Genomic DNA, 24,045 nt, shown 5'->3' with positions numbered 1-24,045 from the left:
GTTGGTACAAAAAATACCCGAAAAGCCAGCGGAAGTGACCTGGACCGACGACCAGTGGAAGGCTATCTATGCAAGCGGTCAGGATACACTAGTATCAGCTGCGGCAGGTTCTGGTAAAACGGCAGTACTTATTAATCGCATGATTGAAAAGGTAGTTGCGATAGAGGATCCCATCAATGTGGACGAGTTACTTGTTGTAACATTTACAAATGCATCCGCAGCTGAGATGCGTCACCGTATGGCGGAGGCACTTGAAAAGGCTATTGCAGAAAATCCAACTTCCAACCATTTACGACGCCAGCTAAGCCTTGTCAATAAAGCACAAATTTCAACGCTGCATTCCTTCTGTTTAGCCATAGTTAAACAGTATGCCTATATGTTAGATATTGACCCAGGCTTTCGTATAGCAAATGAGGCGGAGGTTGCTTTGTTAAGGGACGATATATTAGCAGAAGTATTAGAAGATGCTTACGATTCTGAGGATGAGGCTCAGGTTCAAGCAATCTACCGTCTTGTTGATAGCTTTACGTCGGATCGTGATGATCAAGCTATCGAAACATTAATGAGCAAGCTTTATGATACGTCTCGTGTTCATACAGAGCCTCAAAAATGGCTTCGTAGTCTACCAGAGACATATGACTTAGCAGCGGACGTGACCATTGATGATTTAGAGTTGTCGAAATATGTGAAGTTAACAGTAAAGCATAGTCTTGAAGAGGCATTCGTATTAATTTCTGAAATGCGTGCCATTACGCTACAGCCCGAGGGACCTGCACCATATGCTGAAACCGCAGAAATGGATTTTGCTATGATTCAGGAAGGCATTCGCATTAGTCGCGAAGGAACTTGGCAGGAACTCTTTGATTATTTTGGTACGGTGAAATGGTCAACTTTAAAGCGTGTATCAAAGGATGCTTTAGTGGATGTGGAGCTTCAGGAGCTTGCCAAGAAAAAACGTGAGGCAGCTAAGAAAATTGTGAACAAGCTGAAAGAGACTTATTTCGTTCGGACTCCTGCTCGCTTGCTTGAAGAAATACGATTAATGGGTCCTACGATAGGGACATTAGTCGAATTGACAAATGTTTTTAGTGAACAGTTCCGCATGGCAAAATTAGAACGAGGAATTATTGATTTCTCGGATTTAGAACATTTCGCATTGCAAATTTTAACAATAGAAGTCGAAGGTGAATTACAGCCTTCACCTGTTGCTCTAGATTTGAAACAGCGTTTTAAAGAAGTACTTGTTGACGAATACCAAGATACAAATATGTTACAAGAGACAATATTACAGCTTGTGAAAACAGGTAGTGAGCAAGAGGGAAATCTTTTTATGGTTGGGGATGTAAAACAAAGCATCTACCGTTTCCGTTTAGCAGAACCGAAGCTTTTTATGCGAAAGTACAGTGAGTTTTTAGAGGCCCCAGATTTAACGGGAATGCGTATAGATTTAAACGCTAATTTCCGTAGTCGAAAAGAAGTGTTGAACGCTACAAACTACGTATTTGCACAAATTATGGGTGAGCGTGTAGGGGAAATTCTTTATGATGAAAATGCTTCATTAAAGCCAGCAGCGCCGTATGATGATAAAGAAGTTCCGGTAGAGCTAGTCATCATGCATCCTCCCGGGGATGAGGAGTTGGACGAAGAGGCGGAAGACATTACAAGCGACGTCTCTGAGCTAGAAGAATTAAAAAAATCGCAGTATGAGGCACGTTTTATCATTGAACGTATTCGGCAAATGATGGAGGATGGGACAACCGTATTCGATACAAAAACGAAGACTGAACGTCCATTAAAATATAGTGATATTGTGATTTTAATGCGTTCAATGACTTGGTCAACTGATTTAGTTGAGGAATTTAAGCTTGCGGGAATCCCTCTCTATGCGGAGTCCTCCAAAGGATATTTTGATGCGCTTGAGGTCATGATTATGCTGAATGTACTTAAGGTTGTTGACAATCCATATCAGGATATTCCTTTAGCTTCAGTATTACGCGCACCATTCGTTGGCTTAACAGAAAATGAGCTAGCAAAAATACGGCTAGCAGATAAAAAAGCACCATTTTATGATGCATTAAGGCAATTTATTCGCAGTGAGGGGCATGGTGTGCAAACTAACACTTTTGTGAAGCTTCAGCGATTTATGCTAGCATTTGAAAACTGGCGAGATTTAGCACGACGTGGTTCACTGTCAGATTTAATTTGGAAAATTTATTTAGACACGCATTATTATGAGATGGTAGGGGCGATGCCGAATGGTAAGCAGCGTCAGGCCAACTTACGTATTTTACATGACCGTGCTTTAATGTATGAGAAAACAGCCTTTCGAGGACTATTTCGCTTTTTACGTTTCATTGATCGTATGCGTACGCGTGGGGATGATTTAGGGACAGCTAAATCGATTGGAGAAAAGGATGATGTTGTGCGTCTTGTAACTATCCACTCTTCAAAAGGTTTGGAATACCCTGTTGTCTTTGTTGCAGGGATGGGGAGACCGTTTAATAAAATGGATTTCCACAATCCATATTTATTCGATCAAGATTTTGGCCTTGCCGTGAAGGCAATTGATCCAGAAAATCGTATTACGTACACATCTCTTCCATTTTTAGCTTTGAAGGAGAAAAAGGAGCTTGAAATGCGTGCTGAGGAAATGCGTGTATTATACGTAGCGATGACACGTGCAAAAGAGCGACTTATTTTAGTAGGCTCCGTGAAAAATTGGAGTAAAACGCTCGATAATTGGCAGGATGCTCAAAGTTTACCAGTGGATGCCCCGCTACAGGAGTATTTACGCGCGAGAGCTAATAGTTACTTTGATTGGCTTGGACCTGCAGTTGCTAGACACGGGGATTTTGCAACACTTGCTTCTTCTTCCTATAAGGCACCTGATGATGTATCGCATTGGTGGGTACGTGCTGTTGAAACAAGCCATTATGCGTATGACATACAGGCGTTAGAGGATGATATACAGCCATTGCTAGAAACGACAGAGGACGAAGCTTTGCTGTCGGAAATTACGATGCGCTTTCAAGCACACTATGCATTTCAGAAATCAACACAAAAACGCTCAAAAACATCTGTAAGTGAAATAAAGCGTTTAGAAAATCTACAGCGACAGGAGGAGCCTGAATATTACTTTTCAGTACCTTCTAAGCAAAAAACGACAACTATTGCACCACGTCCAACCTTTTTACAGGACAAACAGCTGACAGGTGCAGAAATAGGAACAGTTGTCCATACAGTCATGCAGCATGTGCCTCAAAACGGCTTTAAGGATGTACAGGAGGTTAAGGAGTTTGTCGCTAATTTAGTTGCAAGGCAGCTTCTTACAGAGACTGAGGGCAAGGTTGTTCCATGGAAAAAAATATATAATTTCTTTACAACAGACATTGGACAACGCTTTAAAAAAGCAAAAACAATCCGGAGAGAACTGCCATTTACGATTAGTAGAGTAGATGAAGATGGCGACGCTCAAATAGTACAAGGGATTATCGATTGCTTGTTTGAGGATGAGAATGGTGAATGGATCTTGCTTGATTATAAGACAGATCGTATCCAATCATATTTTGCTGAGGAGCCTGCGCTAACGAAGGAACTCTTAGACCGATATGGTGTTCAGTTGAGAGTTTATAGTGAGGCGATTGAAGCTATCCTTCAAATTAAAGTAAGTGATAAAGTTCTTTATTTATTCGATATCGAACGTGCTTTACATGCATAAGTAAACGCGGTGAAAACAGGGCAATCTGATATAGTTTTATATAAGGGAATGAATTTAGAGAGCCCTGTTTTCGCCATATACATAGAGGAGGCTATTTTGTGGAGTTAAAACCGACAATGTTGCAGGAACGCATCGCAACATTAGATATTTTACGTGGTATTAGCTTACTAGGCATTTTACTCGTTAATATGTTTGCCTTTTATTTGCCAATGCCATACATTGATTTGGCATCATGGTTTACAACACCGTCAGATATGGTGTGGCAGCAAAATTTAGATATATATGTACAAAGTAGCTTTTATCCACTGTTTGCCATGTTATTTGGCTATGGGCTCGCTATTCAATGGCAGAAAGCACAAAGTCGAGAACAAAATTTTTATACGATAGGACTGCGAAGACTTTCTGTATTATTTGTATTTGGTTTAATACATGCTGTGCTTATTTGGTGGGGCGACATTTTGATGATGTATGCATTTTGTGGCATTTTTTTATTGCTTTTATTACGTCTCCACCCTATTTGGTTATTGTCAATCGGTATTATGATTAACGGTGTTATGCAAGTTTTTATGTTATTTATTGTAGGATATATTAATTTTAATATGAAAATTGATGAGTATTTAGATATTACTTCGGTAGAGCAGGCGATAACTGCTTACGGAACGGGCAGTTGGGTAGATGCATTTATGCAACGTTTAACCGATTTATCTGTTCAGGCTGAGATCGGCATGTGGTTTGTGGCGTTATTTACAATTCTACCATTTATGTTAATTGGTGCAGCGGCCTCTAAATGGCGTTTAGTGGAACGAGCGAAGGAGCTAAAATGGCTTTGGCTTGCATTAGCAATAGCTGGATTAGCAGTTGGTATATTAATTAAGAGCTTACCGATAATGTTTACACGTACGTATTTATTAGACTATTTGAAAGTTTACATAGGTGGTCCAATTTTAGCAGTTGGCTATACGGGGCTCATTGTTTTACTTTGTTTACTTCCAGTTGTATCAAAGTTGCTTAGTCCTTTTGCAAAAATGGGGCGCATGTCATTAACGATGTACATACTTCAATCGATCATAGGAACGTGTTTATTTTATCAATTTGGATTTGGCTGGTATGGAAAAGTGAGCGTCGCAACAGGTGTGTTAATTGCAGTTAGTATTATTATTGTCCAAATGATTGTGGCGGAAATTTGGCTAGCGAAATGGCGACAAGGTCCGTTAGAGGCTTTATGGCGCAAATTAACATATAAAGCGAATGCTAAAGTAGGTTAATGTTTTATCGATATAAGGTATTCGATTCTCATGCAATCTAGCAATCTACGGTGGAAATCAGCCTTCATCTTCTATGTGGTGGAAACATATAGTTAATAATCACGTCTTGTATTATAAGAATAATTTATTGCGATTTGGCTCATCATTAAAGTTGGTGATGACATTTGTTAAAACATATGTCATGTATATAAGTTGATTGGAGTGGAGGCTGGGCGACTCCTTGGGGATTAGCGATAGAGGAACGAAGGCTAAAACCATCACATCCTGTGATAACGCCTTCGTGACCAACATCGGTGCTGCTGTCGCTTCGCTTTCGCGCAAAAAACATCTGTTGGCCCGAGACCCTGGAGCGAGCAACGCGAGTGAAGCGGCTCATCGGACGCCCCCGGGAAGCTCTGCTCTGCGCGAAAGCGAAGCGTCAGCGGCAAATGTTTTCTGTAGCGAAAGCGAAGCGACAGCTACAAATGTTTATCTGTGCGAAAGCGAAGCGACAGCAACAAAGCGCCCAGCTGGAACGGAAATCAACTCCACGTTATGGTGAATGGCCCCGCGGTTGATTAGGAATAAAAAATATTGTCGCAAAAGTAAGGCAATTTCTATTATTTTGTTGTATCATGTAGAAAAAAGAAGGAGCTCTGAAAATCATGAAAATTTTATCGTTTAAATTAGGTGGACATGTAAGCTTTGGACCAAAAGTAAAAAAAGAAGAAGCGGTATGGGATGTACTCGCTATTCAAAATGAACTTCAAGTTCTCCCTTCTTTTTCAAGTTCAATTGTAGATGGCATTGCTCTAGGCTTTGATTTTGTTGAACAGATTCGTAAATTAGTAGAAGCCGCTGAAAAATCAGACCGTGCAGAAAGCTTCAAACGTGAATTTACAGTGATCGAGTGGTTATCACCGATTCCACGTACACCAAAAAACATTATGTGTATTGGGAAAAACTATGATGAACATGCTAAAGAAATGGGTGCAGAGGCAGCTCCGGCAGACTTAATGGTATTTACAAAATCTCCGACTGCTATTGCAGCTGATGGCCAAACTATTTCTATCCATGCTGATCTTTCATCGAAAATGGATTATGAAGGCGAATTAGCAGTTGTCATTGGTAAACGTGGTAAAAATATTCCGAAAAACTTAGCATACGATTATGTATTTGGCTACACGATTGCCAATGATATAACAGCTCGTGATTTACAAGAAAAACATAAGCAATTCTTCTTAGGAAAAAGTTTGGAAGGAACCTGTCCACTTGGACCTTACCTTGTGACAAAAGATGAAATTCCAAATCCACAAGAATTAACAGTGGTAACAAAAGTAAACGACGAAGTGCGTCAAAACGGCTCAACAAAAGATATGATGTTCACTGTAGAATCATTAGTATCGATTTTATCTCAGCATGTAACATTAGAGCCAGGCGATGTTATTTTAACTGGTACTCCAGCGGGTGTTGGCAAAGGCATGAATCCGCCTCAGTTCTTAAAAGCTGGTGATACTGTGAAAGTGTCTATCCAAGGCATCGGTACTTTAATGAATCATTTTGAATAATTTTTCAAATCCGCGTGAGTTTACCTCCGCGGATTTTTAACTTCTTTCAGCGGATGTCCAACCATTCACTGAAATAGAGGAACTCAGTCTAAGAACGCCACGTCCTGTGGCAATGACTGAGTGACCAACATCGTGTTGCTGACGCTACGTTAGCACTACGCTTTCGCGCAAAAAATATTTGTTGGCCTAAAGCCTACGGATGCAATTATGCCGAGGCATAATTTATGTAAATTACATGAACACTATTGTAATGTTTGAAACCCTTTCCATCACATGGTAGGATAGAGTTTGATAGAAAAAAGAATATGAGGTGGGACAATAATGGATTTCTTAACTAGCCAAACGCATTTGCATATTACTACTTGGGTAATTGCAATCGTAATCTTTTTAATTGCAGCATTGGGCAAGCAGTCAAAAGGCTTACATATGACTTTACGTTTATTCTACATTTTAATTATCATTACTGGTGGGGCACTATTCTTTAAGTACCAAGCCGGAGATCCAATGTTATATGGTATGAAATTCTTATTTGGTATTTTAGTTATTGGCATGATGGAAATGGTGTTAGTACGTCAGAAGAAAAATAAACCAACGGGACTATTTTGGATTTTATTTGCGGTATGCTTATTTATCACAATGTTCTTAGGTTTTAAACTACCATTAAACTTCAATTTCTTAGCATAATTATTTGGAAAAGTCGTGAAGATTTCGCTTCACGGCTTTTATTTTTGGGGAGAAGGTAAATCGCTCAGGTAGCTGGAAAAACTGCTCAGGTAAGCTGGAGAAGTGATCAGGTGGGTCCGAAAACTGCTCGGTTAAGCCGGAGAAGCGATCGGGTAGGCCAGAAAACTGCTCAGATAAGTTGTAGAATCGCTCGGCTCCCCCTTCCAAGCCGCCGAATAAATTTATTGGTGAAGTTGACACCTTTTTGCCGTAATTAATTTTGCATTTTCGGAAAATATTTTTAAATGATAGCGACGTGACTATTTTATTTGGTAAAATGACGATGGATTGGTTTGAAAGAGAGGGAAAAAAAGTGAAATTCAAGAAGTGGATAAGTGCGACAGCTGCATCGCTTTTACTAGCAACTTCATTAGTGAGTACTACATCAGTTGCACATGCTGATGAAGCGCCGACAAGAACGATTGCAGAAGAAAGCATCTATGATTTACTCGTTGACCGTTTCTTTAATGGTTCGGGCACTAACGATTTTGATACAAATACGCAAGATCCTACTAAGTTTGCAGGAGGCGATTTTGCAGGTTTACAGGATAAACTAAAATTTATCGGAGAGATGGGCTTTACAATAGCTTCTATTGGTCAGATTTTTGCCACTGAGAAATATGATGGATCGATGCCGACGAGCTACTCATCAATTGAACGTCATTTTGGTACAGCTGAGGAGTTTCAAAGTGTCATTGAGACCTATAAAGCAAAAAATGTATCGATCATGGTTGATTTTCCACTAAACAATGTAAGTCCGAATCATGAGTGGGCAAAGGATCCAGCGAAAAAGGACTGGATTGCCTCAACGAATAATGGACAAGTACAGTGGGACTTAACAAACAAAGATGTACAAGAAGCACTTATTAAATCGGCAACAGATTTTGTTTCTACATATGATATTGGTGGGATGCGTTTAACAAATATTGCTGGTGTCGATAAAGGATTTATCAATGAAATGATTAAAGCATTAAAGGATTCGAAAAAATCGCTCTATGTGATTTCTAATGAAGAAAGTGATGCAGACTTTGATGCAAGCATTTCACCGGCTACGGCTGATATTTACCGTAATATATTTAAAAATGTTGATATGGATTCTTCTAAGTTGATGGAACCTCTTACAGGTGAAAAGCCAACTCAAATTATGGTGGATTCGCTAGAAACACGTCGTTTTACATTTGATTCTGCAGCTGAAAATATGTTCCCACCGACGCGTTTGAAAATGGCGATGGGTGCTTTATTTATGATGCCAGGAATTCCAGTTGTGCAATATGGTACAGAAATTGCGATGAACGGGGAAACAAAACCAGATACGCACCAAATTTTTAACTTTAAAACAGATGAAGAATTGATCGATTATATTAAAAATGTTCAATCTTTACGTAATAAATCTGAGACATTACGCAACGGTGATTTTGAAGTTATTACAAATGAAAATGGCCTACTTGTATTTACAAGAACATCTGATAAAGAGAAATGGGTCATCATGGTTAACAACACTAGTAAAACACAACGCGTTGATTTAACACCTGCTCAGCTTGGAGAAGGTAAAATGTTAAATGGTATTTTACACGAAGAAAAAGTTCGTATTAATGAAAAAGACGTGTATCCGGTTATTTTAGATCGTGAAATGGTAGAGATTTATCAAGTTAGAGATGATGAAGGATTAAATGTACCTTATATGGTAGCACTAGGATTAGTATGGGTTATATTCATAGGATTTGTAGTAGTTATTATTAGACGAGGTAAAGTACGACGTAAGGAGCAAGATGCTCAATAATGAAGAGGGGCTGCATCCCTCATTGATTTTACGGGCAGTTAATGCAAGATAAAATGATAATCCCCCTCAACACTTTTTAAGTGCGGAGGGGGTTTTTGTTAAGCTTGATAGCTTTTATTCGTAAAGAAGATGGCAATTGTACCTGGTCCTACGTGTGAGCCGATAGCTGAACCAATCATTGTTACCTGAATGGCTTTTGGTGAAAATTTTTCTTGGATAGAAGCTTTTACTTCGTTGGCAAAGTCCACATCATCACTGTGACTAATACCAATAATTTTCTCTGAAAAATCACCGCCGCGCTCTTGCATTAAATCTAACATGCGAGAGATAGCTTTTTTGCGTCCGCGAGATTTTTCAATCGGCACAAGCTTACCGTCCTCTACATTTAAAATAGGTTTAATGCTAAGGAGTCCTCCTAGAAATGCGCTTGCCTTTGATACACGCCCGCCTTTAGCAAGGTAATCTAAATCCTCTACTGTAAATAAGTGTTCCATTTGTGGAGTAAGTGCTGTAATTTTTGCTTCGAGTTCCTCCAATGAAGCACCTGTATTTCGGAGTCGAACGGCTTCTTCGACTACTAGGCCAAAACCTAGCGAAGCACATTTAGAATCGATGATAGCTAATTTAAGGGAAGGATATTGCTCCTGAACTTGATTGCGAATCATGACCGCCGTATTATAGGTGCCTGATAATTCTGATGAAAAGGCAATATAGATACCTTCCTCTTCATTCTTTGCTAGATTTTCGAAATGCTTGATAAAAAGCTCTGGTGATACTTGGGATGTTTTTGGGCGAGCACCTTGACGAATAGCATCGTAAATTTCTTTGGAATCAATTGAAATGACATCATCATATTCATTATTGTTCAATTGCACTCGTAGTGGAAGAAGTTCAACATTGTTTTCTTCATAGTAAGACTTTGGTAAATCGCATCCACTATCAGTAAAAATTTTCATCATTTGTCCCCCTAATTTAATATTCTATATGAGAAGTTTTCAAATACCTATACTACATAACAGGTGAACAAGTGTCGAGCTTTCACTTTCCACTCTATGTTTCTCTAAACTATTCCTAAATGAAATGTTATATAGATATATTATCATATCGAGTTTCAGTATAATTGCAACTCAGGAATACTGATGTATTTTTAACTTATTTCAGCGGATGTCCAAATATCTGCTGCTGACGCTACGCTTTCGCGCAAAAAAACATCTGTACCTGTCGCTACGCTTTCGGTACAAAAGATATCCGCTGAAAAAGATGAACTCAGTCTAAGAACGCCACGTTCTGTGGCGATGACTGAGTGACCAACATCGTGCTGGCACGAAGCCTCCTGACGCACTATGTCGAGGCATAAGTGATCTTTATTCAATAAGTACCCATTAAATAAAAGATACCCCTGAATAAAGTTAAACTGAAAAGAATGAGCTCATCACTATAACGAGTGGTTGATTTCCGTTCCGACTGGGCGCTTTGTTGTTGCTGTCGCTACGCTTTCGCACAGAGCAAAGCTTCCTGGGGGCGTCCGATGAGCCGCTAATCCCCAAGGAGTCGCTTAGTCTCCACTCCAATCAACTTTCATAGGTTTTAACAAATGTCATCCACAACTTTCGGTGATGAGCTGAATAATAGGAAATCACTACTTCACTAGGATAATTTTAAGCGATCGATGAGTATTTTAGCGATTCCATCGTCATTATTGGTTGTGGTAATTTCATTGGCAATATTTTTTAAAGTAGGAATTCCATTGCCCATTGCTACACCTATGCCGGCGTAATCAATCATTTCTAAGTCGTTATCTTCATCACCGAATGCAATAATACGCTCGCGTGGGATACCTAAATCTTTTGCCACATGGGCGATTCCCACTGCTTTATTTAAACCGCGGCGAACAATTTCTATAATGTGAAGCGGCGCTCCCCAACGACGATGTTCAATGACTTCAGCGTGAACTTCCTGTAAATGATCACGAATAATCATAGAATTTGCTTCATTAGCTTGAATCAGTAAACTAGTTGGGTTATCAAGTAAATGGGTATAGAGATCTCCAAGAGTAATTTTTGGATTCCCCATGTTAAAGATATTTAATATACGTTCATCCTCTGTATGCACGTAAATATCGTCCTTAACCTCTGCGATAATATTTTCGTATTCAAAGCTATTAATGGAGTCGACGACATTATGCACTACGCCTAAATCAATAGGAGTATGCATAGTCTGCCAAGCAGCATTTTTTGGGTGGTGGACGTAAGCACCATTAAAATTCACGATGGGCGTTGTAAGGCCAAGCTCGTGATAATATATATCACTCGCACGATAAGGACGACCAGTAGCAATCATAACTTGATGGCCTTGTTCCTTTGCCTGCAATAATGTTTTTTTAGTTTTGGCTGAAATTTGTTGTTGGTCCGTTAATAACGTACCATCTAAGTCTAAAACGATTAAATGCGGTTTCATAGCTCATTGCCCCTTTCCTATAATTTGAATAGTATCTCTTTGTAAACCATTCGTCAAAATTTTGTCACATCGAGAAAAGTTTGCTAACATAAAGATGAGACAAAAGTTGGGAGTGACAAAGATGATTGTTGAGAAAGAATTGTGGGGGAATATTCCTTTATTACATATACATACAGAAAATATGAATGAAAGAACCCCAGTAGTGATTTTTTTACATGGCTTTATGAGTGCAAAAGAACATAACTTACATTATGCATATCAATTAGTAGGCAGCGGGGTGCGTGTCCTACTACCAGATGCAAAATTACATGGCGACCGTAGTGAAGGCCTATCTGAGATGAAAATGAGCTTACATTTTTGGGATATTGTTTTAAATTCTATTCATGAAGTTGAACAATTATATAATGAATTAAAGAATAAAAAATTATTAGTGAATGATAAAATTGGCGTTGCTGGTACATCAATGGGTGGAATTGTAACATCAGGCTGTTTAAAGCAGTATGATTGGATCAAAACAGCTGCCGTATGTATGGGCGCACCAGGTTTTCTTAAATTAGCAGAGTATCAATTACAGCAATTCGCTAAAAGCGGTGTGGATTTGCCTATGACCGAAGAAGAAGTACATCAAACGAATGAGCTTCTAGCTAAATACGATGTTAGCCTAACACCAGAAAAATTCGCAGGACGACCTGTGATATTTTGGCATGGGGAATTAGATAAAACTGTACCTTTCAATGAAACGTATGATTTTTATTTAACTTTACGCAAATACTATGAAACGAATCCAGAAGACTTAAAATTCTTAGCAAACAAAAGAGCAGGCCATGCTGTATCGCGAGATGGTATGTTAGCAGCAACTGAATGGCTTGCACAGCATTTGGCATAATAAGATGCATCTGCTATGATTAAGTTAACACTGTGACGGAAGGAGAAATACAGATGGATCAAGATATGAAAGACAGCATGTTAGGTGCATTAGAAAATGTAATTGACCCTGAGCTTGGTATTGATATCGTCAACTTAGGTTTAGTATATGATGTAGAGTTAGATGAAGAAGGTGTAGCAACTGTTACAATGACATTAACTTCTATGGGCTGCCCACTTGGACCTGTTATTGTTGATCAAGTAAATACAGCTTTAGGTGAGCTTCCTGAGGTAAAAAGTACAAATGTCAACATTGTATGGAATCCACCTTGGTCAAAAGATAAAATGTCACGCTATGCAAAAATGGCATTAGGTGTACGCTAAGTCCACTTAAAGCACGATAAAAAATCCCCGCTTGCAACAGTAAGCGGGGATTTTGCGTGTAAAGAATTAATCGATACGACATATTTGTAACGGACAATTCTCACAGGCGATTTCATCCTTTAAAAATTGTAGGTCGTGAATTGTAATATAACCTTTTTCGAAGGATATGATATTGTGGTTCTTCAAGTCATTAAGCATGCGATTAATCATCTCTCGACTCGTCGCACATAAATTAGCGATTTCTGTATTTGTTAATGGTAGGTCAATATAGATAGTATCATTTTCTAAAGGCTTACCATAAGTATTCGAAAGGCGAATGAGTGTTGAAAATAAAGCGCCCTTTTTACCATTTAAAATCAAATCACGTAAACGACTTTGATGCTTTAAATTTTCTGTTTGCAACCACTTCATATATTCCACCATTAAATCTGGTTGTTCCACTAGTAAAAGTTCCAATGATTCACGGCTTAGTACATATAAACTAGAGGGTTCTAAAACTTTAGCAGTCATGGAATTGTAAGTAAGGTTACAAAATAATGAGCCTTCTCCAATAATACTGTCTGGACCACAAATACGAATGGTTAATTCCTTTCCATTCTCCGTTTCCTGACTAATTGAGATAGTTCCTGTTTTTATATAATATATTTCTTTCGCACGTTCGCCCTCTAAAAAAATTTTACTACCCTTATTCACTTTAATAAAAACACCGTGCTTTTGAAAAAGATCGTGAAATTTTTCTTGTATATTATCCTTTATAACCATATCTCCAACACATCGCTTTCTTTTTGTAAAAATGTCTTATTATTACAAAAGGATGATGAACAATTTTCGATACTAAAACTAACATAGTTCTATTATAACGTAATTTTCCAGTTATAAGGGAAGAAATTTTAGGACTAATTCTTTGCGAAGGTTTGTCGTATGTTGTAAAATAAAGTTAGTCAAAAAAGGTCAAACATTTTTTTGTGAAAAACAGAATGGCAAACGGGATTCCGCTTAACATTATTGAAAAGGAGTGCTAAATATGCAATTTCAACAAACTAATGATAAAAAACCATTAGAACAATTTGGACGTAATTTAATTGAAGAAGTAAAAAACGGCAAAATGGACCCGGTAATCGGTCGTGATGAAGAAATTCGTAATGTTATTCGTATTTTAACACGCAAAACGAAAAATAATCCTGTCTTAATAGGTGAGCCGGGGGTAGGTAAAACAGCAATTGTAGAAGGGTTAGCCCAACGTATCGTAAAAGGCGATGTGCCTGAGGGATTAAAAGATTGCATATTGTATGAGTTGGATATGAGTGCCTTAATAGCAGGGGCTAGTTATCGTGGACAATTTGAAGAGCGCTTAAAGGGTGTTTTAAAAGAGGTAAAAGACTCAGAGGGGCGTATCATTTTATTTATCGATGAAATTCATACAATTGTTGGTGCAGGTAAAACGGATGGTGCCATGGACGCGGGGAATATGTTAAAGCCAATGCTTGCACGAGGTGAGCTACATTGTATCGGGGCTACGACATTAGATGAATACCGTATGTATATTGAAAAAGATCCTGCTTTAGAGCGTCGTTTCCAACAAGTACTTGTACGTGAGCCATCTATTGAAGATACAGTTTCCATTTTACGTGGCTTGAAAGAGCGCTTTGAGTTACATCATGCGGTACGTATTCATGACCGTGCGATTGTAGCGGCAGCAGAACTTTCAAATCGCTATATTACTGAGCGTTTCCTGCCAGATAAGGCCATCGATTTAATCGATGAAGCATGTGCGATGATTCGAACAGAAATTGATTCCATGCCGCAGGAATTGGATGCAGTTACACGACGTATTATGCAGCTCGAAATTGAGGAGCAAGCACTACGTAAGGAAAAGGACGAGGCAAGTAAAAAGCGTCTAGAGCAACTCAGTGAAGAATTAACAAAGCTGAAAGAATCCTCTGAGGGCATGCGCAAACAATGGGAAACCGAAAAAGAAGCGTTACATGGCATTCAGAAAAAACGTGAAAAACTTGATAAATACCGCCGTGACTTAGATGAAGCAGAAAGTAAGTATGATTTAAATAAAGCAGCCGAACTACGACATGGGAAAATTCCTACACTTGAAAAAGAAATTCAAGAGATGGAAAAACAATTAGAGAATGCTACGGAATCACGTATTTTACGTGAAGAGGTAACTGCTGAAGAAATCGCATCTATCGTTTCACGTTGGACAGGAATACCAGTGACGAAACTAGTAGAAGGTGAGCGTGAAAAATTATTGCGCTTGAAAGAAACATTGCATGAACGTGTAGTCGGACAAGATAATGCTGTACAGCTTGTTACAGAAGCGGTATGGCGTGCTCGAGCTGGTATCAAAGACCCGCATAGACCAATTGGTAGCTTTTTATTCCTAGGGCCAACAGGTGTTGGTAAAACAGAACTTGCGAAGGCACTAGCGGCACAACTGTTTGATTCTGAGGATCATTTTATTCGTATTGATATGAGTGAATATATGGAGAAGCATAGTGTATCACGTCTTGTAGGGGCACCTCCAGGCTATGTTGGCTATGAAGAAGGTGGGCAATTAACAGAAGCTGTTCGTCGAAATCCATATTCAGTTGTATTATTAGATGAAATTGAAAAAGCCCACCCTGATGTTGCGAATATTTTACTGCAAATTTTAGATGATGGACGCATTACTGATAGCCAAGGTCGTATGGTAAACTTTACGAACACGGTGGTCATTTTAACTTCTAACATTGGCTCAAGCTATTTAATGGAAGCAAAAGAAGACGATGCAGCAGTGGAGGATTTAGTAATGGCTGCGCTGCGTCAACATTTTAAACCAGAGCTGTTAAATCGTATGGATGATATTATTATGTTCCATGCACTATCAGATGAGCACTTTACAGCGATTGCTTGGAAATATGTCGAACAGCTTGTCAAACGAGTTGCAGAGCAAGATATTTCTTTACAAGTAGAACAAAATGTAATTGATTGGGTTGTAGAACAAGGAGCAGATGCTCAGTTTGGCGCACGACCACTAAAACGCTTCGTGCAACGTTATATTGAAACTGCGGTTGCGAAAGAATTGCTTCGAGGTGAAGTATTACCAGGAGAAACATTGCACATTAGAATGCATGATGGTCAATGTATTGTTGAAAAATAACAAAAAAACCTGTTCCGCATTGAGCGAAACAGGTTTTTTCTAGTTGAATTAATGATTGTCTGCAGCTTCTGGAGTTGACTCGTTTGGAATAACCGCACCGATAATGAAAACAAGAATTGTAAATACAACTGATGTTACAACAGCAGTTTGGAAATCAAAATCTACACCAAGTACAGAGCTTACTACGTAGTTTAACATTGAAACTAGTAGGAATGACCAAAAGAATGTTACGATATATTGCATTAATTTCACCTCAACCGAACTTTTTTATATCATAAAGTTTTACTACATATTCATTATCATATCATAACATAAATCGAAAAAAAAAGAACCATTTCTATGAAACATGGCGAATTTGTCACAACGATAATCTTATTTTTGTACTTTTATGCAATTTCAGTAGGATCGGCGAAATTTGAAGACGTCGTAAATGCTGATTGCTAGGGAGTTCCGTGGTTGTTTTAATCTAAGGAGAAGTCGTTCTATTCGTAGTCGAGTCGATTAAGGCAAAAAAGCATTAATTTTAATTCGCCTTGCCGCTGTTCTTTAAACTAATGTTTATCTCATACCGAGGTGGCTTATTGGGATTATCTGTGCGTTGGTCATTTTTAATTTGAAACTTTTTTACGTATCATTCGTATTATAACTAGACAATTCGAATTGATAGAACTGAAAAAAGGGAGAAATGAATTTTTGAACCATTGAATGAAACAATTACTTTTTGTGATTTACTTGATTACCATTGCGGATGCGTATTACTCAACGTTGTTTATTGAACCAAAAACACCACCGCAACACCAGACGATTAAAGCGTCAGCTATTACGTTGACACAACTACGGTAGCAAACCAAATAAAAGGAAACTTACAACTCGTCGTTTGAAACTGCAACCCATCAAGCGATTTCTTCAGAGCATTAAGCGTTCCAAGGAGAAAATGATTCTTAATGAGCTATTAGAAAAAAGATTGGACGTACGCAGAATCATGCGAGTGCCACCTTTCATCTTTTTACGATATCAACTTTTACGTTGTTGATAATATATGCTAGCAATTGTCAGGCTAAAGCTGCAGATTTATTTGCAGCTTTTTTTCATTAACCTGTCATTATTGAATTTTTCAGCCTCACCTAAATATGCTTTTTCTTGCATCAGCTCTAAAAGTTGGAGATGACATTTGTTAAATCGTATGCCATGTATATAAGTTGATTTTCGTTCCGTCTGGGCAATTTCTTAGGGATTATTGGACGCCAAAAGGGAACAAAAATTAACCCCACGTTATCATGATGAGGAACGTTAAATTTAATTCATCTTGCACCAATACTTCATTATGAGTTATAATTAAGACCAGTTACTAATAATTGATAGTAAGAAAGCAGAGGGGTTGCTAAATGAACGCTGGTATTATAGGAATTGGCAAATACGTTCCGGAGAAAGTCGTTACAAATTTTGATTTAGAAAAAATTATGGACACTTCGGATGAATGGATTCGAACTCGCACAGGGATTGAAGAACGCCATTTTGCCGCAGATGACCAAGAAACTTCAGATTTAGCAGTAGCTGCTGCAAAAGAGGCTATTGCAAAAGCAGGTATTACACCAGAGGAAATCGGCTTAATACTTGTAGCAACAGTAACACAAGATCAAAATTTTCCAAGCGTAGCATGTATGGTTCAGGAGCAAATCGGAGCAGTTAATGCAGCTGCGATGGATCAAGCGGCTGCTTGTGCAGGATTTATATATAGTTTAGTGACAGCAAAGCAATTTGTAGAATCAAATGCTTATAAATACGTCTTAGTAGTAGGTGTTGAAAAGCTGTCGAAAGTACTTGATTGGGAAGATCGTAATACTGCTGTGTTATTCGGTGACGGTGCAAGTGCAGCGATTGTTGGTCCAGTATCAGAAGGTAGAGGTATTTTATCATTTGAGCTTGGAGCTGACGGTACAGGTGGAAAGAACTTGTATTTAACACAGCAGGACACGATCGCTATGAATGGCCGTGAAGTATTTAAGTTTGCAGTTCGTCAAATGGGTGAATCTGCAGTAAACGTATTAGAAAAAGCAGGTTTAACAAAAGAAGACGTAGACTTTTTAGTGCCGCATCAGGCGAATATTCGAATTATGGAATCTGCTCGAGAGCGTCTAGAACTACCACCGGAAAAAATGTCGAAAACGATTCACAAATATGGTAATACGTCGGCAGCGTCTATAGGTATTTCTTTGGTAGATGAGCTTGAGGCAGGTAAGATTAAAGATGATGATATATTAGTACTTGTAGGATTTGGCGGTGGCTTAACATGGGGTGCCGTTACAATTAGATGGGGAAAATAAAAAACGAAAATGCTTGAGGGGAGTAATACAATGAGTAAACGACGAGTAGTAATTACAGGAATTGGCGCAGTTACACCACTAGGAAATAGCATCGAAGAAACATGGACTAACATTAAAGCAGGAAAATCAGGGGTTGGCGAGTTAACACGTTTAAATAAAGATCTTTTCGCAGCAAAAATTGCCGCTGAAGTGAAAGACTTCAATATTGAAAAGTATATTGAACGTAAAGAAGCTCGTAAAATGGATCGCTTTACACAGTATGCCTTAGCAGCGTCCATCATGGCGATGGAAGATGCACAATTAACAATCGATGAAGAGCTAGCACCACGAGCAGGTGTCTGGATTGGCTCAGGAATCGGTGGTATGGAAACATACGAGCAACAATTTTTAACATTCCAAGAGCGTGGAGCAAGACGTGTAAGTCCATTCTTTATTCCAATGATGATTCCGGATATGGCTTCAGGCCAAGTGTCGATTCACTTTGGAGCAAAAGGCATTAACTCTTGTTCAGTAACTGCTTGTGCTTCAGGTACAAACTCCATTGGGGATGCTTTTAAAGTAATTGAACGTGGCGATGCAGATGTTATGATTTCTGGTGGTGCAGAGTCACCAATCGTTACGATGGCAGTAGCAGGCTTCTGTGCAAATACTGCATTATCTTTAAATACAGATCCAGAAACAGCTTGCCGTCCATTCGATAAAAATCGTGATGGTTTCATTATCGGTGAAGGTGCTGGTATTGTTATTTTGGAAGAGTATGAGCACGCAAAAGCACGTGGTGCAAAAATCTACGCAGAAGTTCTTGGCTATGGTGCAACAGGAGATGCGCATCATATTACAGCTCCAGCTCCAGAAGGAGAAGGTGCTTCTCGTGCAATGATGCAAGCTTTAACTGATGGCGGCGTAGAAGCTTCACAAGTAGACTATATTAACGCACACGGAACAAGTACACCATATAACGATTTATTTGAAACACAGGCAGTAAAAACAGTCTTTGGTGAACATGCCTATAATCTTGCAATGAGTTCTACAAAATCAATGACAGGTCACTTATTAGGTGCAGCTGGTGGTGTTGAAGCTATTTTCACAGCACTAGCACTTAAAGAAGGTATTATACCACCGACAATTAATTTAACAGATCCAGATCCAGATTGTGATTTAGATTATGTACCGAATGAAGCTCGAAAAGCAGATATTAAATATGCTATGAGTAACTCACTTGGGTTTGGTGGACACAACGCTAGTCTACTATTCAAAAAAATCGAGGAATAATAAAGTAAAACTATAATCAGTGGGAGATACTTCATCTTCCACTGATTTTTTTATATTCACCAGAGCTTCTGTAAAACGAGAGGTTGATTTCTGTTCCGACTGGGCGCTTTTATCGCTGCCGCTTCGCTTTCGCGCAGAGCTTCCTGGGGGCGTCCGATGAGCCGCTTGGGCCAACCGAAGTTTTTTGCGCGAAAGCATAGTGCTAACGAAGCGGCAGCGGCACCGATGTTGGTCACGAAGGCGTTATCACAGGACGTGATGATCTTAGCCTTCGTTCCCCTTTCGCTGATCCCCAAGGAGTCGCCCAGTCTCCACTCCAATCAACCACTTTGCAGCAAAATGCCTTTATATGCGAAACAATAGAGGTAGTAATAACAGATGTACAATCATTTCAATGTTATAAGTCTATTCTGTTAGATTTGTCTTTCAATAACATAAAAAAAACGTCAGCCCATTTTATTTACGTGGCTGACGTCTTTTTTTATAGTTTTGTGAATAGATGATAATTAAGAAGAAATAGAAAGGATGCTCTTATCTTGTTCCGACTATTTTTATTTTTAATGAGCTATGGTTTATTGATTCTCTCAGTAGGGAATCTCATCTTGTATTTAAATTATCGTACACTTGGATATACCTGGCTAGTGGTTTTTAAGTTCATGGCACAAACATCAGCATTTTATCTGGCCATTGGATCAGCCGTTGTGTTATGCGCTGTTGTACTTGATCTTGGTTATGATAAAACTTTAAATGAAAAGGATAAGATGTAACTCTTAAATTACTCTCTTTTTGGCCAAGCTCTTCTAATTATCTCTATGATAAATTTTTATTTTTAGCGACGAGCACGACCAAGGCCCATTGCTTCTTCCATGCGTTTTAAAGTAGCACTTGCAATTGCATTTGCCTTTTCAGCACCTGCATCTAAAATAGTATCTAATTCTGAGGATTCTACTAAATTATAGAACTTCTCTTGAATTGGAGTCAGGTGATCAATAACCGCTGTTGCTACACCTTGTTTGAAACCACCATAGCCAACGCCTTCGTATTTTTTTACAAGATCGTCAATAGATACACCTGAAATGGCAGATTCGATTGTTAGTAAATTAGAAACACCAGGTTTATTTTCCACATCAAATGCCACAAAACCATCAGAGTCAGTAACAGCTGATTTGATTTTTTTCTCAATATCTTTCGCTGAATCTAAAAGCTTAATTGTCGCTTTTGTATTTGGATCAGATTTACTCATTTTCTTTGTTGGCTCTTGTAGTGATTTGATACGAGCCCCTGCTTTTGGTAATTGAATTTCAGGAATCGTTAAAACGTCACCATAACGTTTGTTAAAGCGCTCTGCTAAATCACGAGTAAGCTCAATATGCTGCTTTTGATCATCACCGACAGGAACAATGTTTGTATTATACAAAAGGATATCTGCTGCCATTAATGGTGGATATGTTAGTAGAGCAGCAGATACGCTTTCCTTACCGTGAGATTTATCCTTGAACTGTGTCATACGTTCAAGCTCACCGATCGATGCAACACATTGTAACATCCAGCCTGCCTGTGCATGAGCGGGCACTTCTGATTGAATAAATAATGTAGATTTTTTAGGATCGATACCAGTAGCGATATACGTAGCTGCTAGGTTGCGAATATTTTGACGTAATTCCTTTGGATCTTGTGCCACTGTTATTGCATGCTGATCGACGATACAATAAACAGCGTCTCCTTCATCTTGTAATGCTGGGAATTGTTTAAACGCACCTAAATAATTCCCTAGAGTTACAATACCTGTTGGCTGTACGCCTGAAAAAATAGTTGTCATTGTCATTTCCTCCTAGAATTTTGTTGCCTTAGATAGTCTTTACATAAGGCCTAGTCGATTTTTCCAAAATAAAAAACATCATGCGTCCTCATTAGTTTTCTAATGAAGGGACGAATGATGTTTGAATCCGCGGTACCACCCAGCTTGCCTAAATAGGCCACTTTACTTCGTAACGTGAAGGGACGAGCTCTGCTAATAGACTCCAGTAAGGAAACTAAGACGTTCACAAAGCTAACTCGGAAGTCCATTCCAAATGCTTACACGATCTGTTTGCAGCAACCACAGACTCTCTAAACGTGTAAAGTGCAAATGTACTACTCTTCGTCAGCGTTTTTTATTTAGTTCAATAATTGTCTTCCAAGTGTATAGATGAGGTGAACTCACCAAAGACATAATTGATTGATTGCAAAAAATTATATTATAAAGGCTCAGTGAAATGCAAGTGTGCAAAGTCAGACTTTTGGCGGTGGTCATTCTGGGAAAAAAATTATATGCTATTTTCGCTGCTTTTTTTATCTATTTAGCATTCTAGAAAAGCTCCCAGTTGGTATGGAAATTAACCAAACATTATGGTGTTGAGCTATTTACTTGAAAATGCAACCAATATTAGTAAATATACGTCTATATTGTACACACTGAATTGACAATATTCTCGTTTAAATTTTTTAAATGAGAACAAAAACAATCAGAGATGAGTGTTTAAAATGCGCTACGAATGGGAATGTTATTAGTAGTTCATTAGACATGACAAGAAGTAACTGCTGCTTTTAAAAGTAAAATAAATAGACAGAAAATTTAGTGTGATAAGGTTATTCTTTTTTTTATTGGGACTATATTCAAACATCACAGAGTACTGTATAATGATATGTAGATTACATTACATTAATTCTAATTTAACACACTGGTTATAGATAATGATTAAATGGAAAGGATGTGTCAGTATGATAGTAACTTTATTTACATCACCAAGTTGTACGTCTTGCCGAAAAGCGAAAGCATGGTTAGAGGAGCATGAAATTCCATATACAGAACGTAATATATTTTCCGAACCATTAAGCATTAGTGAAATTAAAGAAATTTTGCGTATGACAGAGGATGGTACGGATGAAATTATTTCAACTCGATCAAAGATTTTCCAGAAATTGAATGTTGATGTTGAAAGCTTACCATTACAACGTTTATATGAGTTAATTCAAGAGTATCCAGGTTTATTACGTCGTCCAATCATATTAGATGAGAAACGTTTACAAGTTGGCTACAATGAAGATGAAATTCGTCGTTTCCTACCTCGTAAAGTTCGTGCGTATCAATTGCAAGAAGCACAGCGTATGGTGAACTAATATCTCCGTATTCTGCATAGAATAAGTATTAGATGTTACATATGCATCAAGCATATTGTGACATCTATTTTTTTATGTTTTACTTATGTAAAACCTTCTATTTAAAGTATAATAAATAATAGGGAAAAGTCATATATTTCCGTAAAGTATGTTAAACTTGATTTAAACTTAATAGTTTACTACAATTTCAATAATTCAAATATCTTCTGTGAAACGGTGTATATCCTTTTCATTTTATGACAGAACAGCATACAATATAATTAGAGACAACTGTGGACAATTAATTTTATTTTTGATTTCGGTTGCTCAAGAGTTTTACTGTAGTGTGGTCAAAGGTTGAAAAACAAAAACGGAGTATGAGGTTAAAAACAATGAATAAAAGCATACTAATGAAACAAAACTGTTTTTCGACAAATGACAGTGAAGGGAGATGAGGTCTAGTGGACATCGAACGTGTAAACGAAAATACACTCAAGCTCTTTATTACGTACAATGATATAGAGGATCGCGGCTATAGTCGTGAAGAAATTTGGTACAATCGAGCAAAGGGTGAACAACTTTTTTGGGATATGATTGATGAAGTAAACACGGAGGATTACTTTGATGTAGAAGGTCCTATTTGGATTCATATCAATGCGTCTGAAGTAGGCTTAGAAATCATTGTCACACGTGCACATATTTTAAAAGACGGTGAAACCTTAGATGGTTCTTCGCAATTTGACGAACACAAAGAGATGTTTGCCCCATTCGAGGACGTTGGAGAGGATCTTCTCAGTCAACTAACTCAGTTTGGTGACTTAGATGAGTCAGAGTTATTTATGGATACAGACATTTATGTTTATAAATTTAAAGATATTGATGAGTTAATCCCTGTAGCGAAACGCATGACAGATGAATTAGTGGATTCCTCATTATTTAAATATGAAAATTGGTACTATTTGGTAGTAGACTTTGCGAACGCAGATGAAGAACTGAATCATCACGATAGAAATGCCGTTATTAAAGAATTTTTAATACCATCAAATTTCACAATCCATCGCTTAGAGGAATATGGCGAAAAAATTATGGAATTTAATTGCTTTGAAACAGTACGAAAATATTTTATTTAAAGTAATGAGTACTTGATTCAGTGGTTTAGACTGTAAACAAACTTGGTGATTATCAAGTTTATTTACAGTCTTTTTATTTAAAAGGATTAAAAAGATTGCAATTTTAACTTCTTTCAGCGGTGTCCAAACATCGCAGAATCTGAAAGGATTTCACATAGGGTGTTAGCCTAAAATCATCGCATCCATGCGATAACGGCTAACTGACCTGCTTCACGCAGGCCTAAGCATGACGCATTGTTTATCTGCGCGACACGGCAATCGAGGCAAAATTTATATTTCAAGAAAAAGCCGT

19 protein-coding genes and 1 other annotated feature are annotated in these 24,045 nt (G+C 38.2%); of the genes, 14 read left to right on the top strand and 5 right to left on the bottom strand.

Features of this window, described 5'->3' with window-relative positions; translation table 11 throughout:
• Position 1 precedes the first annotated feature (1 nt).
• The 6 genes from addA to JNUCC51_RS07965 all read left to right on the top strand — a co-directional run bounded on the left by addA (position 2) and on the right by JNUCC51_RS07965 (position 9,033).
• Positions 2 to 3,718 (top strand): helicase-exonuclease AddAB subunit AddA, encoded by a 3,717-nt coding sequence (addA, locus tag JNUCC51_RS07990; RefSeq protein WP_337991541.1) that lies wholly within the window; start codon positions 2 to 4, stop codon positions 3,716 to 3,718.
• A 98-nt stretch (positions 3,719 to 3,816) separates the two neighbouring features.
• A complete protein-coding gene (locus JNUCC51_RS07985) occupies positions 3,817 to 4,983 on the top strand; it encodes a DUF418 domain-containing protein (protein ID WP_337991540.1) in 1,167 nt (388 codons plus the stop codon).
• Between the two features lie 428 nt (positions 4,984 to 5,411).
• Positions 5,412 to 5,540: a hypothetical protein gene (locus tag JNUCC51_RS07980; RefSeq protein ID WP_337991539.1), complete on the top strand. Its 129-nt coding sequence runs from the start codon at positions 5,412 to 5,414 to the stop codon at positions 5,538 to 5,540.
• Between the two features lie 87 nt (positions 5,541 to 5,627).
• Positions 5,628 to 6,530: a fumarylacetoacetate hydrolase family protein gene (locus JNUCC51_RS07975; protein ID WP_337991538.1), complete on the top strand. Its 903-nt coding sequence runs from the start codon at positions 5,628 to 5,630 to the stop codon at positions 6,528 to 6,530.
• A gap of 321 nt (positions 6,531 to 6,851) precedes the next feature.
• Entirely contained in the window at positions 6,852 to 7,214 is a 363-nt protein-coding gene (locus JNUCC51_RS07970; protein ID WP_337991537.1) for a YisL family protein, read from the top strand.
• A 352-nt stretch (positions 7,215 to 7,566) separates the two neighbouring features.
• A complete protein-coding gene (locus JNUCC51_RS07965) occupies positions 7,567 to 9,033 on the top strand; it encodes an alpha-amylase family glycosyl hydrolase (RefSeq protein ID WP_337991536.1) in 1,467 nt (488 codons plus the stop codon).
• 98 nt (positions 9,034 to 9,131) lie between these two features.
• On the opposite strand, the gene JNUCC51_RS07960 is transcribed toward JNUCC51_RS07965, so the two are convergent.
• Together JNUCC51_RS07960 and JNUCC51_RS07955 are read right to left on the bottom strand one after the other, a co-directional pair.
• Positions 9,132 to 9,989, bottom strand: coding sequence for a DegV family protein (locus JNUCC51_RS07960; RefSeq protein WP_337991535.1), 858 nt, complete (start codon positions 9,987 to 9,989; stop codon positions 9,132 to 9,134).
• A 691-nt stretch (positions 9,990 to 10,680) separates the two neighbouring features.
• Complete coding sequence (locus tag JNUCC51_RS07955; protein WP_337991534.1) at positions 10,681 to 11,490, bottom strand: Cof-type HAD-IIB family hydrolase; 810 nt, start codon at positions 11,488 to 11,490, stop codon at positions 10,681 to 10,683.
• A 121-nt stretch (positions 11,491 to 11,611) separates the two neighbouring features.
• On the opposite strand from JNUCC51_RS07955, the gene JNUCC51_RS07950 reads away from it, so the two are divergent.
• Together JNUCC51_RS07950 and JNUCC51_RS07945 are read left to right on the top strand one after the other, a co-directional pair.
• Entirely contained in the window at positions 11,612 to 12,376 is a 765-nt protein-coding gene (locus JNUCC51_RS07950) for a prolyl oligopeptidase family serine peptidase (RefSeq protein WP_337991533.1), read from the top strand.
• A gap of 53 nt (positions 12,377 to 12,429) precedes the next feature.
• Complete coding sequence (locus tag JNUCC51_RS07945) at positions 12,430 to 12,738, top strand: metal-sulfur cluster assembly factor (RefSeq protein WP_100545611.1); 309 nt, start codon at positions 12,430 to 12,432, stop codon at positions 12,736 to 12,738.
• Between the two features lie 66 nt (positions 12,739 to 12,804).
• Here the strand turns inward: JNUCC51_RS07945 and JNUCC51_RS07940 are convergent, their stop codons facing one another.
• Complete coding sequence (locus tag JNUCC51_RS07940) at positions 12,805 to 13,500, bottom strand: Crp/Fnr family transcriptional regulator (RefSeq protein ID WP_337991532.1); 696 nt, start codon at positions 13,498 to 13,500, stop codon at positions 12,805 to 12,807.
• 262 nt (positions 13,501 to 13,762) lie between these two features.
• Here JNUCC51_RS07940 and JNUCC51_RS07935 point away from each other — a divergent pair, with 262 nt between their 5' ends.
• A complete protein-coding gene (locus tag JNUCC51_RS07935) occupies positions 13,763 to 15,889 on the top strand; it encodes an ATP-dependent Clp protease ATP-binding subunit (RefSeq protein ID WP_337991531.1) in 2,127 nt (708 codons plus the stop codon).
• Positions 15,890 to 15,937: 48 nt separating this feature from the next.
• Here JNUCC51_RS07935 and JNUCC51_RS07930 read toward each other — a convergent pair whose 3' ends face one another.
• On the bottom strand, positions 15,938 to 16,132 hold the full coding sequence (locus JNUCC51_RS07930) for a YjzD family protein (RefSeq protein WP_100543408.1): 195 nt from the start codon (positions 16,130 to 16,132) through the stop codon (positions 15,938 to 15,940).
• Between the two features lie 1,142 nt (positions 16,133 to 17,274).
• Between JNUCC51_RS07930 and JNUCC51_RS07925 the strand changes: the two genes are divergently transcribed.
• The 3 genes from JNUCC51_RS07925 to JNUCC51_RS07915 all read left to right on the top strand — a co-directional run bounded on the left by JNUCC51_RS07925 (position 17,275) and on the right by JNUCC51_RS07915 (position 20,252).
• The gene (locus JNUCC51_RS07925) at positions 17,275 to 18,213 is read left to right on the top strand and encodes a beta-ketoacyl-ACP synthase III (protein ID WP_053483595.1); all 939 of its coding nucleotides are present in this window, start codon (positions 17,275 to 17,277) and stop codon (positions 18,211 to 18,213) included.
• 30 nt (positions 18,214 to 18,243) lie between these two features.
• The gene (fabF, locus tag JNUCC51_RS07920; RefSeq protein ID WP_100543409.1) at positions 18,244 to 19,485 is read left to right on the top strand and encodes a beta-ketoacyl-ACP synthase II; all 1,242 of its coding nucleotides are present in this window, start codon (positions 18,244 to 18,246) and stop codon (positions 19,483 to 19,485) included.
• 536 nt (positions 19,486 to 20,021) lie between these two features.
• Complete coding sequence (locus tag JNUCC51_RS07915; RefSeq protein WP_049668143.1) at positions 20,022 to 20,252, top strand: YuzI family membrane protein; 231 nt, start codon at positions 20,022 to 20,024, stop codon at positions 20,250 to 20,252.
• Positions 20,253 to 20,314: 62 nt separating this feature from the next.
• On the opposite strand, the gene trpS is transcribed toward JNUCC51_RS07915, so the two are convergent.
• Complete coding sequence (gene trpS / locus JNUCC51_RS07910; RefSeq protein ID WP_337991530.1) at positions 20,315 to 21,304, bottom strand: tryptophan--tRNA ligase; 990 nt, start codon at positions 21,302 to 21,304, stop codon at positions 20,315 to 20,317.
• A 103-nt stretch (positions 21,305 to 21,407) separates the two neighbouring features.
• Positions 21,408 to 21,641 (bottom strand) — a binding site (T-box leader).
• A 607-nt stretch (positions 21,642 to 22,248) separates the two neighbouring features.
• On the opposite strand from trpS, the gene spxA reads away from it, so the two are divergent.
• Positions 22,249 to 22,644 carry a transcriptional regulator SpxA gene (spxA, locus tag JNUCC51_RS07905; protein ID WP_024362527.1) on the top strand — a complete coding sequence of 132 codons (396 nt, stop codon included), beginning with the start codon at positions 22,249 to 22,251 and terminating at the stop codon, positions 22,642 to 22,644.
• Between the two features lie 440 nt (positions 22,645 to 23,084).
• Complete coding sequence (mecA, locus tag JNUCC51_RS07900; RefSeq protein WP_100545367.1) at positions 23,085 to 23,753, top strand: adaptor protein MecA; 669 nt, start codon at positions 23,085 to 23,087, stop codon at positions 23,751 to 23,753.
• The last annotated feature ends 292 nt before the right edge of the window (positions 23,754 to 24,045 follow it).

Source organism: Lysinibacillus sp. JNUCC 51, from assembly GCF_015999525.1.
GTDB lineage: Bacteria > Bacillota > Bacilli > Bacillales_A > Planococcaceae > Lysinibacillus > Lysinibacillus xylanilyticus.
This window is presented reverse-complemented; position numbering and strand designations above follow the sequence as displayed.

Bases quoted from the DNA above. Each gene is read 5' to 3' on its own strand.
- JNUCC51_RS07980 (WP_337991539.1), top strand. From the start codon at position 5,412: ATGTTTTCTGTAGCGAAAGCGAAGCGACAGCTACAAATGTTTATCTGT.
- JNUCC51_RS07975 (WP_337991538.1), top strand. From the start codon at position 5,628: ATGAAAATTTTATCGTTTAAATTAGGTGGACATGTAAGCTTTGGACCA.
- JNUCC51_RS07970 (WP_337991537.1), top strand. From the start codon at position 6,852: ATGGATTTCTTAACTAGCCAAACGCATTTGCATATTACTACTTGGGTA.
- JNUCC51_RS07960 (WP_337991535.1), bottom strand. From the start codon at position 9,989: ATGAAAATTTTTACTGATAGTGGATGCGATTTACCAAAGTCTTACTAT.
- JNUCC51_RS07955 (WP_337991534.1), bottom strand. From the start codon at position 11,490: ATGAAACCGCATTTAATCGTTTTAGACTTAGATGGTACGTTATTAACG.
- JNUCC51_RS07950 (WP_337991533.1), top strand. From the start codon at position 11,612: ATGATTGTTGAGAAAGAATTGTGGGGGAATATTCCTTTATTACATATA.
- JNUCC51_RS07945 (WP_100545611.1), top strand. From the start codon at position 12,430: ATGGATCAAGATATGAAAGACAGCATGTTAGGTGCATTAGAAAATGTA.
- JNUCC51_RS07940 (WP_337991532.1), bottom strand. From the start codon at position 13,500: ATGGTTATAAAGGATAATATACAAGAAAAATTTCACGATCTTTTTCAA.
- JNUCC51_RS07935 (WP_337991531.1), top strand. From the start codon at position 13,763: ATGCAATTTCAACAAACTAATGATAAAAAACCATTAGAACAATTTGGA.
- JNUCC51_RS07930 (WP_100543408.1), bottom strand. From the start codon at position 16,132: ATGCAATATATCGTAACATTCTTTTGGTCATTCCTACTAGTTTCAATG.
- JNUCC51_RS07925 (WP_053483595.1), top strand. From the start codon at position 17,275: ATGAACGCTGGTATTATAGGAATTGGCAAATACGTTCCGGAGAAAGTC.
- fabF (WP_100543409.1), top strand. From the start codon at position 18,244: ATGAGTAAACGACGAGTAGTAATTACAGGAATTGGCGCAGTTACACCA.
- trpS (WP_337991530.1), bottom strand. From the start codon at position 21,304: ATGACAACTATTTTTTCAGGCGTACAGCCAACAGGTATTGTAACTCTA.